We start from the raw sequence: 12,853 nt of genomic DNA, 5'->3' as shown, positions 1-12,853 counted from the left end.
GAATAGATGATGAAAGCGCTCACGGGGATTGTGCTCATACTGCTCGCCGGATTAGCTGCATCAATCTGGATCGGGTTTCATACGAAATTGTCAGAAGGAACTCTTCCCTATGACGATGATCAAAGAGGCATAAGTGAACAAGTGGTTATTAAGTTCAGTCATGTCGTGGCTGAAAATACCCCAAAAGGTCTTGCGGCACAGCGGTTTGCAGATCGTGTTAACCAAGTATCAGACGGAAACATCAAGGTAGAAGTTATACCAAACGGAGGTCTTTATTCAGACCAAGAAGAGCTTGAAGCACTGAAGCGCGGTGATATTCAGATGATCGCTCCTGCAACAACAAAGCTAAGTTCTTTCTCTTCTAAGTGGCAAGTACTTGATCTTCCTTATATGATGCCAACTCGCGATAGCATTATTGAAGCTGTAAACGGAGAGATTGGTGAGACGTTGTTGCAATCTTTAGAAGAGAACAACTTGAAAGGGCTAACGTTATGGACTAATGGATTTAAACAGCTTACTACAAATGATGGCCCTATCGTTCAACCTTCTGATTTAAAAGGGCAACACCTTAGAATCATGCCTAGTCACGTTTTAAAAAAACAATTTGAATTAGTCGGTGCCAAAGCAGTGGGACTTGATTTTAACGAGACATACCGATTGTTAGAATCAGGGAAATTGAACGGTGAGGAAAACACCATCTCTAATATCTACTCTAAGAAGTTTTTTGACGTTCAAAGTAACCTTACCATCAGTAATCATGGATTCTTAGGGTATGCTGTTATCATGAATGAAGACTTCTGGAGCAAACTTACGAATGAGCAGCAAACCGTCATTTCTAAAGCGCTAGAAGAAACAACGCGTTGGAATCAAAAACAGTCATTTGAGATGAACGATGAGCAGCTTTCTTTGATTGAAGATAACTCTTCAATAGACATTCATTACCTGACAAATGAGGAAAAACGAAAGTGGTTTGAACGTTGGCAGCCCGTATATTTAGAATTTGAAGAGGAGATTGGAAAAGAACTGATGTCAAAAATGATTCAATTACGGAATTCACACAAGGATTTTTAATAGAGAACAAGGGGCGCTTCTTTTTCATCAAAAGCGTCCCTTTTCATTCCAATTATCCACACATGTTTTGCAAATGCATGTTTTTTTATCTGAAGCAGCATTTTCAAGCAGTTGTTGTGCCATGGTGACGCTCATGCACCAGCATGTTTCAGGTTTGTCGCCGTTCGCAATCGCGCAACGGTTATCTTCTTTACACAGCGGACATTCAGACATCACTTTTCACCGTAGCTTGCATCCCCTTCCCCCATTTTGCCAATGATTCGAGTGACGGAACCAATTCCTCTCCTGCCTTTGTTAATGAATATTCTACTCTTGGCGGGATCTCCATGTATTGTCTTCGAACCACCAGACCCTGATTTTCCATTTCTTTTAATGACTGTGATAGGACCATGTTTGTGATTCCCTCTACATGCCGTTTTAGTTCGTTATATCGCAGCGTCTTATTTTTCCATAACGCCCATATGATCGGAAGTCTCCATTTGCTTCCAATCAAGGTAAGTGCGAATGTTAGGGGACAATCTTCTTTTCTTTTGTATGCTGATTGATTCATCTCGAAGCTCCTTTAATCAGTTTTTACTGACTTAGTAAGAAATTACTGCATACTTGTTTTCCTTTTCCTATGTAATAAAATTATAGCGTAATTATCGATTCCTATCCCAGCAAGGAGTGAAGAAAATGGATGTAAAATACGAGGTTCTTCCTGATCATGATATTGAACTTTGCCGAGATCTTTGCAATGAACTTATGGTTTACCAAAAGTCAAAAGCAAGTATTACTCCTGAATTATTTGACGCGATGAGCTTTGAAACACGCCTTATTCCTTCTGTGCAGAAAGCATCACATAACTACATTGTCATTGTAAAAGATGGTGATGAGATTGTCGGTTATGTCTATTCAAACATTTCCCCGAAGGAAGTGTATTCGAATGAGTTCGCTACCTTTTTTGATATGCATTCTGTTAAAAAAGAAATGGTCGGCTGCCTTTCTCAATTTTATATCAAAAAAGAATACAGACAATATGGTGTTGGTTCTACTCTCTTTAACATGTCGATGAATTGGCTGCGGGAACATGAAGAGGTAGAAGATTACTTTATCTATGTTTCCAACGGGAATGATGATGCACTTGAATTTTATCAGCGAAAAGGATTTTCCGTAAGCCATGATATATTGGGTGGATTCATCACCGTTTTGCGCAGTAAGAAAGTAATCTAAAATTAGTGCTTTTTTATATTTTGGGCATATGTAACTGTTTTTGCGCCTTCATTAGTTCCTCCCTTCGTAGCTAGTTTTGTAGATTTACAAATCTGTAAAATGAAGTTAATAAAAAGATTGTAGAATAAAACCTGTTTCACCAAAATCTAGAAGTTTAGCAACAAGGGGTTTAAAAATAAAACAATGGAGGCGTTGATGATGAAAAGGCACCGGAACAAAAATTTCCTTTCGCTTTTTTCAGTTGTGATTGCTCTAGTCGTAAGTTCTTTAGCATTCATCCCCACTCTTCAGGCTGTCGGTGACGGTTCCTGGGGAAGTCCGTATTCAGTTTCTCAAAGTATTTCCAATCAAAACAATTCTTTAAAAACCGTTCAAGGTTATGTGGTAGGACAACCTACTGCGACAACCACGGTTGTGACGAGCAATTATCCTAATGATTATGCGCTGGCTTTGGCTGACAGTGCATCTGAAACAAACACGGCTAACATGGTCTATGTTCAGATTCCTACTGCGTTTCGTTCGCAGTTTGGGTTAAAGACCAACCCTAGTCTAAAAGGACAATCTATTAAAGTAACAGGCTATCTAACTGCTTATTTTTCACATGCTGGCATAAAAGATCCAACAGCTATGGAAAAAGCATCAGGATCGACACCAACTGATCCGCCTACTGATCCAACCGATCCGCCAGCCTATGATGATTCATACTATGACTCGGCTCGAGGCAAAACAGGCGCAGCACTAAAGACCGCCCTTCATAACATCATCGACGACCACACGGAGCTTTCTTATTCTGCCGTTTGGGAAGCGTTAAAAGTAACCGATCAAGATCCTAACAACAGCAATAATGTTATTCTGCTCTATACTGGCCGTTCACAAAGCAAAACTACAAATGGCAGCAACGTAAACGATTGGAACCGTGAGCACGTGTGGGCAAAATCTCACGGTGATTTTGGAACGACGATGGGTCCAGGTACTGACATTCATCACCTTCGTCCAACCGATGTGAGTGTAAACAGTTCCCGTGGTAATCTTGATTTTGATAACGGCGGCACACAGCATTCTGAAGCACTTGGCAACTATTATGACAGTGATTCGTGGGAACCGAGAAATGCCGTTAAAGGCGATGTGGCCCGTATGCTGTTTTACATGGCGGTTCGCTATGAGGGAGACAGCGGTGAACCTCAGCTTGAACTCAACAACAACGTGAATAACGGAACCGCTCCTTATCACGGAAAAATGTCTGTACTCTTGCAATGGCATCTACAAGATCCCGTTGATAACTGGGAGCGCAACCGAAACAACATCATTTATGAACAATTCCAGCATAACCGCAATCCATTCATCGACCACCCGGAGTGGGCTGAGGAGATTTGGTAGGAAGATGTTTGATTTGGAGATGCAGAAAGCCCACTTTGGTGGGCTTTTTTGCGTACAGTTTTTTGTGAAAAAATGGTTAACGTGAATATATTTCATTTTACGTGAAATTATTGGATTTAACGTGAAATTATCTCGTTTAATGTGAAATTATTGCTTTCTAACGTGAATATATGGAGAAGATCCATTCAAGCAGGAATGCGTGTCATTACTAAAACTACATTATGGAGTTAAATCCACTGGAAAAGTACACGAGAACAAAAAAAGAGAGTGACACGGGATAATGTGCCACTCTTTCTACATAAATACCTCGTAATACACTAAACAAATGGCACAAGCCGCCCACGATATCATGGCAAACACCGTTACGATCATGTTTTCTGTCCATCCATATTTAATTCCGTAATGATAATGAATAGGTGTAAACTTAAACAGCTTTTTCTTCGTCCTTTTAAAATACGAAACTTGTAAAATGACCGATAATTGTTCGGCAAGATAAATGATGAACAGAATGGGGATTAAAATTTCTACATTCTCAATGATAGCGAGAAATGATAATGAACCTCCTATTGCCAGTGACCCCGTATCACCCATAAACGCTTTTGCTGGATACAGATTATAAATTAAGAACCCTAGGATGGTCGCAATCATCACCAAGCAGAATATCTTCACTTCGGCATAATCGCTTATAACAAAGAAAAAGAAATACGTGGGAATGGACACCATTCCTAACAGCCCGTCCATTCCGTCTGTAAAATTGATCGCATTTGCCGTCCCGACGATAAACAAGGTAATCAGGATGAGGTAAATGACATACGGAAACACAATATTCAATGATTCGGTAACCCGGATGCTTGTATCAATGTTAAAAAGGTCGATGCCTACATATAAGAGAAGAATGGTGAACGCGAACTGGAATTTTAATTTTGTCTTTCCTGAAACCCCGCCTGGATCTTGTTTTGATGCTTTCCAAAAATCATCAAGAAACCCAATAAAGCTAAATAAGATGAAGGTTCCCACAAGAAAAAGCATGATAGGACTTGTCGTATAATAAAGTGCCACGAAAATCCCTACAAAAAACACACTTCCAGCCATTAAAGGTGTTCCCTTTTTTTCCTGATGATCTGCCGGAAGTTCCACTCGAATGGGCTGCGTCAGTTTTAATTTTTTTAAAGTGAATATTAACAGAGGTGCTAGTATAACCGTTAATAAAAACGTGATAAAAGCAGGTGTTATCGGTAAATACACGACTGCAGTCTCCTCTCTTGTTTATCCACTGTATGTATTCGCTCTAAAGGTGAAATCTTCCTTTATTAAATTGTTTGGGGTCTGACCCGGGGTCAGACCCCAAACAATTCTGACAATTTATAGGTCCTTGTGCTGTGGGACTTCTGAGTGATTTACACCCATTCTATGGATTGCTACTGTTATAAAGTGTAAGAATTTTCAGAATAAGGAGCGGTCATATGAGAGGAAAACGCGTTTTAGTTTGTACCATGCTAAGTACAGCCATGCTTTTATCCAATATAACGCCGGTCATTTTTGCGGAAGGTTCTTCAAAAGAAAACCATGTGAGACCCGGTGATTGGAACCGCCCTGTTCCCTCTTCATCAGTTCTTCATCCAGGCACACCAGAAAGTGCTTCATTATTACGTGAACCGCTTAACCAGATTAATCATGTAATAGCGCAAGAGATGGAAAAACGTACGATGCCTGGTGCTGTAGTACTCGTCGCACGCAGCGGGAGTATCGCAAAACATGATGCGTATGGGTATTCAGCTCGTTACACCGATGACAAATTTACCGAGATGGACAACCCTGTTAAAATGAAAAAGGATACGATCTTTGATATCGCATCCATTTCTAAACTCTTTACAACAACCGCCGCTATGCAGCTTTATGAACAAGGAATGTTTAACTTAGATGATCCTGTAGGAAAGTACATCCCCGAGTTCAACGAAAATGGAAAAGAACATGTAACGATCAGACAGATCATGACGCACACTTCAGGATTTGTCGCTTGGATTCCGCTATACAACATGGGAACAAATCGCGAGGAACGCCTGCAGATTGCCCTAAAATATAAGCTCAATAACAAACCTGGAACAACCTATACATATAGTGACCTTAACTTAATCACACTTGGTGTTTTAGTAGAACGCTTAACAAATCAGCGTCTTGATGAATATGTAAAGAAAAACATAATAGAGCCACTCGGCATGAAGGACACGATGTACAATCCTCCTGCAGAGCTTCGTGATCGCATCGCCGCAACTGAATATCAGCCAAACATTGGACGAGGAATGGTTTGGGGCAGCGTTCACGATGAAAATGCTTGGAGTCTTGACGGAGTGGCTGGACACGCTGGCGTTTTCTCGACCGCACATGATCTTGCCATCTTTGGACATATGGTTTTACAAAAAGGCAAATATGGAGGGACTGAAATCTTAAAGCCAGAAACGGTTCGCCTGTTAACAGAAAATCAGCTTCCACAGTTCCCAAGCAACTCCCACGGACTTGGCTGGGAATTGAATCAGGGCTGGTACATGGATTCTCTTGGGAATGAAGAAACACTCGGCCACACTGGATATACCGGTACATCCATGGTTGTGTCACCCAAAAACCAAACCATTGTTCTAACGTTAACGAACCGCGTTCACCCTTCTCGCGCCACGGTTTCCATGAATCCCATCCGCCGAAAAGTCGCACAGCTGACTGGTGATGCAATCTCTGTACCAATGGAGCGAAAAGATAAAGCATGGTTTGCTGGATACGGTGACAATTTGAAGAAAAGTTTAACGTTTGCTGTCGGTGAAGAGCAACGTGCACTTCACTTTAATACTTGGTTTAGTATCGAGAATGCTAGTGACAAAGGACTTCTTCAGGTTTCAAGTGATGGTGAAACGTGGACGACTCTTAAAGATTCTTTTACCGGAAAAGAAGAAAGCTGGACTCATGAGAAAGTAGAATTGCCAGATGGAACAAAGTTGTTTCGCTTCCTCTATCAAACCGATGCATCTGTTAACGGCAGAGGCTGGTATGTGGATGATGTGGTAGGCAAAGATTCTGATGGTGAGATGAAACAGTTAGACGTGAAAGAAAACCAATGGGAGGAACGCGATTGGTAGTTTTTTCAAATAGAAATGGTACTTTAGAAGGTTTTTTGCCGGTTTATAGAGAATGAACAGGTAACAAATATTGGGAGGAATTTAAGATGAATCAAACACTTATTCAAGAAATGCATTATTTTAGAATGCCCGTTACGGATCTCGAGGAATCTGTTAACTGGTACACCGAGCATTTAGGATTTCACTTAAAGCATCGTACCGAGAATTTGGCAGTTGTGGAATTACAATCAGGTCCTCTATTAATTTTAGTAAAAGCAGACCAAAGCTCCCGGGGGCATTTTACGGTAAATGGACAGAGTGAATTTTCTGTGGCATTCACCACCTCTGACATCCAGCAGCTTCACTCCTCTTTTAAAGAGCAGGGTATACAGGTAGATGAGATGAAGGAAGACAATGGTCATCTCTATTTTCACTTTTTTGATCCTAGCGGAAATAAACTTCAAGTACATAATTAGGAAACAGAAGGCAGTTCTTTAAAGAACTGCCTTCTGTACTTCGTGTTTGTGTAATCCGTAAACACAATCTATTCTTACTTTTCCATGAATAAAAAGACGGTTTCTTCCCGATCTAACTTTTGAGTTTTATACCCCTTATAGCCCAACTTCTCATAAAAAGAGATGTTTTTTGTACTTTTACTGCCAGTAAATAATTCATAACGACAATGAGCAAACATAAGCTCTACTTCACTCATTAACTTCTTTCCAATTCCTCTGTTTTGAAAATCAGGATGGACCATTAATCTCCCAATATAACAAGTTTCTTCGCTTTCGTGAGCTCTCACTGAACCGACTATTTTTCCATGATACATATATTTTAAAACGAGGAAATGTTCAAATGCTTTTTCTACATCCTGGACAGATTGTTTAAGAGGTTCTATCTCATAATTATTATAAAACTCGGCTTCACTTATATAGGCTAATTTTTGCAACGAATGGATTTCTGATGCATCTGAAACAGTAGCTTTTATAATAGACTCCATGATTTAGCTCCTAACCTTGTTTTATATTAGACTGCTTTAGTCCAATTTTTAGTAATCACGGAAAAACCGGCCGTAACCACGGAATTTCTGCAAATAATCACGGAAAAAACTTCACTTATCACGGAAAAAATGCCCGTAATCACGGAATAGCCTTGTTCACCTAAGTCCTCACAATTCTCTCAGGCCTCGTATACACATTCATAGAATCCCCACGGATAAACCCAACCGTCGTAATTCCGAGCTCTTCTGCCGATTGCAAGGCAAATTCAGTTGGAGCAGACTTAGAAAGCACGATCTCACAACCGATTTTCGCTACCTTCAACAAAATCTCCGATGAAATCCGGCCGCTAAACACAATGATCTTATCCCCTATGAAAATATCATTCCTTAAGCAGTAACCGTATATTTTATCGAGCGCATTATGCCGTCCGATGTCCATCCGGCTCAGTACGATGCCATTCACATCACAAAGTGCAGCATTATGCACACCGCCTGTTTCTTGAAAAACACCTGCTCCACTCTGCATCTCTCGCATCAATCGAAAACAATCCTGAGGCGTCACACTAATCCGCACTTCATTCATCGATTTTGCCGTCAGCGCATCATTCGCGAACACAAATCCCTGTCTGCTCATTCCGCAGCATGATGTTATGTATCTTTTATTCTGTAAATTTTGATAGAGCGGATTCAGCCGATCAGTCGTCACATGAACATAGCTTCCGTCTTCTTGCACCCAGATGTCTTTAATATCTTTATAGTTTCGGATGATTCCTTCTGATGCGAGGTAACCAACCACCATGTCCTCGATGTATTCCGGGCTGCACACCATTGTTACGAACTCTTCCCCATTGATCTTAATCGTTACAGGTAGTTCGGTTACGATCGTATCTTCCGCTTTAGCAGCCTCCCCATTCTTGAATTGCAGAATTTCACGCTTTGTTACAACTGGCTTCATGATGAGATCACCTCCACTCTAAGCAATCGGTTTATCAAAAACAAACACAGAAACGGCCATGTCTTCATCCACCTTAAAGTCAGAAAACAGATGAACAAACTTTGCCCCAGTTACTTCCTCCATTCCTTCTGGCGGTGCTTTTGCATATACGTCTTGAATGAGACGTGTTCTTGCAGCATGCACCATTTCTTTGCCCTCTGCCGTTCTGGCAATAAACTTTTCAGTCGGCGTCAAATTTCCGTACATGGTTGAGATCGCCATGTTTTCTACAAAGACCGTGTGAATTTTTTCAGGTCCCTTTCCTAACAGATTTTTTCTAAGTTTGCGGATAATATCATTGAAGTCATGCACTTTCTTAGACATTTGAACCATCACCACTGTTTCTCCATTTTTTACTAATCATACATGATGCACTTCTATTTCGCACGTGATAAAAACCAAATACAAGATTACAAGTTTTATTGTTCTTTCCCATTGTAAACGCTATAATAAGAAGTGAAAAGTTGGAAGAAATCCAGTTGCTGCTGTTTTTCTTCTCTCTTACCAAATTACATAATTTGATGGATTGGCAAAATAGTCAGCTTTATTATGCTCTGCTATTAAACTATTCCACCATGATCTCGCATTTTCTGTACGTGTATAGAATTTGTGCTTTCCTGGTGGATTTTTTTTATCTTCAAACGAAAGGAAGATTTTAATTGGATAAAATGGTTTCAATCTCGATAGACGGTAACAGGTACGAAGCTCCGTCTGGCACGTCTATTCTTGACATCATCAATAAAAATGAACTCCCTCATCCTCAAATCTGCTATACACCGCCAGTGGATCCGATTGAAACGTGTGATACATGTATTGTTGAGGTGGATGGCGTGCTGGTGCGATCTTGTTCAACGATGGCACTTGATGGCATGAGTATTGAGCGTTCATCCTCACGAGCGAAAGATGCGCAAAATCAGGCGATGGATCGACTGCTTGAAAACCATCTTCTTTATTGTACGGTTTGTGATAACAACAACGGCAACTGTAAGCTGCACAACACAGCTGAGCTGATGGAAATCGAACACCAGTCGGTTCCTTATTCTCCAAAAGAAGAGCTTGTGGATATTGACATGTCTCACCCGTTTTATCGATATGATGCAAACCAGTGTATCACGTGTGGTCAGTGTGTGGAGGTGTGTCAAAACCTGCAGGTGAACGAGACCCTTTCCATTGACTGGGAACGTGAACGCCCTCGCGTCATCTGGGATGCTGGATCAAGTATCGACGATTCCTCATGTGTCAGCTGCGGACAATGTGTGACGGTTTGTCCATGCAACGCTCTTATGGAAAAATCGATGCTTGGTGAAGCCGGGTTTATGACGGGCTTGAAAGAAGATCTGCTTGAGCCCATGGTTGAGCTCGTAAAAGAAGTTGAACCTGGCTATAGCGGTATTTTTGCCATTTCCGAAGTGGAAGCGGCCATGCGTGAAACACGTACGAAAAAGACGAAGACGGTTTGCACGTTCTGTGGTGTTGGCTGTTCGTTCGAAGTATGGACGAAAGGCAGAAAGATTTTAAAAGTAGAACCGAGCGAAGGTCCTGTAAACGCGATCTCCACCTGTGTGAAAGGAAAGTTCGGCTGGGATTTTGTGAATAGCGAAGAGCGACTCACTACCCCTCTCATCCGTAAAGACGGCGTGTTTGTTGAATCCACTTGGGACGAAGCGTTAAACGTGATCGTCGATAAGATGACCTCAATAAAAGAAAAACACGGAAGCAACGCACTTGGTTTTGTTTCTTCATCTAAAATCACGAACGAAGAAAACTATTTGATGCAAAAGTTTGCCCGCCAAGTCATCGGAACGAACAACGTGGACAACTGCTCACGTTATTGCCAGTCCCCTGCAACAGACGGATTGTTCCGTACGGTTGGCATGGGTGGTGATGCTGGTACGATTCAGGATATCGCTGAGGCGGGTCTTGTGATCGTCGTTGGAGCGAATCCGACAGAAGGTCATCCCGTTCTAGCCACTCGCGTGAAGCGTGCGCATAAGCTTCATGGACAAAAATTGATCGTAGCTGATCTTCGCAAACACGAACTTGCTGAACGCTCTGATATTTTTATGAGTCCAAAACAAGGAACAGACCAAGTTTGGTTGATGGCGGTTACGAAATATATGATCGATCAAGGCTGGCATGATCAGACGTTTATTGATGAGAACGTCCATTATTTTGAAGATTTTAAAGAAGTGTTGGAAAAATACACATTGGAATATGCAGAAGAAATCACAGGGCTCTCACAAGAAACAATGATTGATGTGGCCAAAATGATTCGTGATGCTGACGGCACATGTGTACTCTGGGGCATGGGTGTTACGCAGAACACTGGCGGAAGTGATACCTCTGCTGCGATTTCAAACCTGCTGTTAGCAACTGGTAACTATCGCCGTCCTGGTGCTGGCGCTTATCCGCTGCGTGGTCATAACAACGTTCAAGGCGCATGTGACATGGGATCTCTTCCCGCTTGGCTGCCAGGCTATCAGCATATTACAGATGACGTTGCTCGTGCGAAGTTTGAAAAAGCGTACGGAGTAAAGATTGATAGCAAACCTGGTAAAGACAACATTCAGATGGTTGAAGGAATCGGAACAGGTGAGATCAAATCCATGTACTTAGTCGGTGAAGATATGGCTCTCGTTGATTCCAACTCCAACCACGTTCATGAGATGCTGAGTCAGCTTGAATTCTTTGTCGTTCAAGACATTTTCTTAACGAAGACCGCACAATACGCTGACGTTGTCTTGCCGGCAGCTCCTTCCCTTGAAAAAGAAGGAACATTCACAAATACTGAACGCCGCGTTCAGCGACTGTATCAGGCATTGCCGACAACTGGCGGATCGCGCCCTGACTGGGAAATCATTCAGGCAATCGCCATTCGAATGGGTGCAGATTGGAACTACACGCATCCGAGTGAAATTTTTGAAGAGATGGCAGGTCTTGCTCCACTTTTTGGTGAAGCAAACTATGAAGTGCTCGAAGGCTGGGGCAGCTTCCTTTGGGGAGATTTTAGTGGAAGAAGTACACCGCTTCTTTACACAGATGGCTTTAACTTCCCTGATAAAAAAGCGCGTTTTGCATTATCTGACTGGATGCATCCAGCGGAGTTTCCAGAAGAGTTCGATCTTCATATAAACAACGGACGCATGCTCGAACATTTCCATGAAGGGAACTTAACGAATAAATCAAAAGGGATTCAGCACAAGGTTCCTGATGTATTTGTTGAAGTATCCCCTACTCTTGCAGAAGAACGCGGTGTGATCGATGGATCTGTTGTTCGATTGATCTCACCATTTGGTGCCGTTAAGCTGAACGCACTTGTTACCGATCGTGTAAAAAACAACGAATTGTATCTGCCGATGAACTCAGTAAACAACGAGACAGCCATTAATTTTTTAACTGGTCCTGCGGTTGATCATCGTACACATACACCTGCTTACAAGCAGACGAAAGTACGGATGGAGATTATCAGCCGTGAAGGTGAAGTAAAGCTTCCTGGAAACAATCCAAGAAATAAAAAACGTTATCCGCAGAATGGTGTAGAAGTACAGCGGAAATGGAACCGTCCCGGCTATGTTCACCTGACGGATGAAGGGTAAGGAGGCGTATTTGATATGGCAAATCCAACGACCGTTATAAAAAAGAACGTTAGGACCGAGGAGCAAATCCAGCAGGAGAAGCTCGCAGAACTGCAAAAAGCATTAGCTGAAAAAGATGCCGCGCTCACGAAGGCGCTTGATTTTATAGGTGAGCTGGATAAGATTGGTGCCTTGGAAGCTGCCAACTCCATGCTTGTCGCAAAAGACAAGATTGCAAGTATCGCACTTGGCCAAGCAACCCGCGAGCCTGTTACGAATATGATCAACAACCTCATGGGTGCTGCAGGCGTATTGACGAAGATGGATCCTGAAGTGACAGGAAAACTGCTTGATAGTGTCGTTTCCGGGGTGAAATCTGGTGAAGAATTTGTGGAGAGCGATAAGAAGATCGGAGCGTTCGATCTTGTGAAGTCGTTGAAAGACCCCGATATTAACCGCGCAATCGGCTTTGGTCTTCACTTTTTGAAAGGCATGGGGCAGGAATTGAAGAAGTAATCAT

Annotated in this window: 13 protein-coding genes; 7 read left to right on the top strand and 6 right to left on the bottom strand. The window is 42.0% G+C overall.

The genetic code is table 11. The annotated features are described in order from the left end of the window. Window positions 1-9: 9 nt before the first annotated feature. On the top strand, window positions 10-1,071 hold the full coding sequence (locus AWM68_RS01520; RefSeq protein ID WP_066237413.1) for a DctP family TRAP transporter solute-binding subunit: 1,062 nt from the start codon (window positions 10-12) through the stop codon (window positions 1,069-1,071). 27 nt (window positions 1,072-1,098) lie between these two features. Here AWM68_RS01520 and AWM68_RS22085 read toward each other — a convergent pair whose 3' ends face one another. Beyond that, window positions 1,099-1,284: a cysteine-rich CWC family protein gene (locus AWM68_RS22085; RefSeq protein ID WP_066236321.1), complete on the bottom strand. Its 186-nt coding sequence runs from the start codon at window positions 1,282-1,284 to the stop codon at window positions 1,099-1,101. Further along, on the bottom strand, window positions 1,277-1,621 hold the full coding sequence (locus AWM68_RS01510; RefSeq protein WP_066236320.1) for a winged helix-turn-helix transcriptional regulator: 345 nt from the start codon (window positions 1,619-1,621) through the stop codon (window positions 1,277-1,279). Before AWM68_RS01510 ends, AWM68_RS22085 begins: the two co-directional genes overlap by 8 nt. A gap of 125 nt (window positions 1,622-1,746) precedes the next feature. Here AWM68_RS01510 and AWM68_RS01505 point away from each other — a divergent pair, with 125 nt between their 5' ends. Beyond that, complete coding sequence (locus AWM68_RS01505) at window positions 1,747-2,283, top strand: GNAT family N-acetyltransferase (RefSeq protein ID WP_066236319.1); 537 nt, start codon at window positions 1,747-1,749, stop codon at window positions 2,281-2,283. A gap of 198 nt (window positions 2,284-2,481) precedes the next feature. After that, window positions 2,482-3,660 (top strand): endonuclease, encoded by a 1,179-nt coding sequence (locus AWM68_RS01500; protein WP_156488298.1) that lies wholly within the window; start codon window positions 2,482-2,484, stop codon window positions 3,658-3,660. A 294-nt stretch (window positions 3,661-3,954) separates the two neighbouring features. Here AWM68_RS01500 and mraY read toward each other — a convergent pair whose 3' ends face one another. After that, a complete protein-coding gene (gene mraY / locus AWM68_RS01495) occupies window positions 3,955-4,905 on the bottom strand; it encodes a phospho-N-acetylmuramoyl-pentapeptide-transferase (protein ID WP_066236317.1) in 951 nt (316 codons plus the stop codon). A gap of 218 nt (window positions 4,906-5,123) precedes the next feature. Between mraY and AWM68_RS01490 the strand changes: the two genes are divergently transcribed. Both AWM68_RS01490 and AWM68_RS01485 read left to right on the top strand, forming a co-directional pair. After that, a complete protein-coding gene (locus tag AWM68_RS01490) occupies window positions 5,124-6,785 on the top strand; it encodes a serine hydrolase domain-containing protein (RefSeq protein ID WP_066236316.1) in 1,662 nt (553 codons plus the stop codon). An 86-nt stretch (window positions 6,786-6,871) separates the two neighbouring features. Beyond that, on the top strand, window positions 6,872-7,240 hold the full coding sequence (locus tag AWM68_RS01485) for a VOC family protein (RefSeq protein ID WP_066236315.1): 369 nt from the start codon (window positions 6,872-6,874) through the stop codon (window positions 7,238-7,240). A 74-nt stretch (window positions 7,241-7,314) separates the two neighbouring features. Here the strand turns inward: AWM68_RS01485 and AWM68_RS01480 are convergent, their stop codons facing one another. The 3 genes from AWM68_RS01480 to AWM68_RS01470 form a co-directional block, all read right to left on the bottom strand. After that, window positions 7,315-7,764: a GNAT family N-acetyltransferase gene (locus AWM68_RS01480; RefSeq protein WP_066236314.1), complete on the bottom strand. Its 450-nt coding sequence runs from the start codon at window positions 7,762-7,764 to the stop codon at window positions 7,315-7,317. 160 nt (window positions 7,765-7,924) lie between these two features. Beyond that, entirely contained in the window at window positions 7,925-8,719 is a 795-nt protein-coding gene (fdhD, locus tag AWM68_RS01475; protein WP_066236313.1) for a formate dehydrogenase accessory sulfurtransferase FdhD, read from the bottom strand. Window positions 8,720-8,737: 18 nt separating this feature from the next. After that, window positions 8,738-9,082 (bottom strand): DUF2294 domain-containing protein, encoded by a 345-nt coding sequence (locus AWM68_RS01470; protein WP_066237411.1) that lies wholly within the window; start codon window positions 9,080-9,082, stop codon window positions 8,738-8,740. Window positions 9,083-9,426: 344 nt separating this feature from the next. On the opposite strand from AWM68_RS01470, the gene fdhF reads away from it, so the two are divergent. Both fdhF and AWM68_RS01460 read left to right on the top strand, forming a co-directional pair. Further along, window positions 9,427-12,354 carry a formate dehydrogenase subunit alpha gene (fdhF, locus tag AWM68_RS01465; RefSeq protein ID WP_066237408.1) on the top strand — a complete coding sequence of 976 codons (2,928 nt, stop codon included), beginning with the start codon at window positions 9,427-9,429 and terminating at the stop codon, window positions 12,352-12,354. A gap of 15 nt (window positions 12,355-12,369) precedes the next feature. Continuing rightward, window positions 12,370-12,849: a DUF1641 domain-containing protein gene (locus AWM68_RS01460; protein ID WP_066236312.1), complete on the top strand. Its 480-nt coding sequence runs from the start codon at window positions 12,370-12,372 to the stop codon at window positions 12,847-12,849. Window positions 12,850-12,853: the final 4 nt, after the last annotated feature.

Origin of the sequence: Fictibacillus phosphorivorans, from assembly GCF_001619875.1 — a bacterium.
GTDB lineage: Bacteria > Bacillota > Bacilli > Bacillales > Fictibacillaceae > Fictibacillus > Fictibacillus phosphorivorans_B.
Note: the sequence above shows the minus strand (reverse complement) of the source record. Positions and strands in the feature narration are given on the sequence as shown.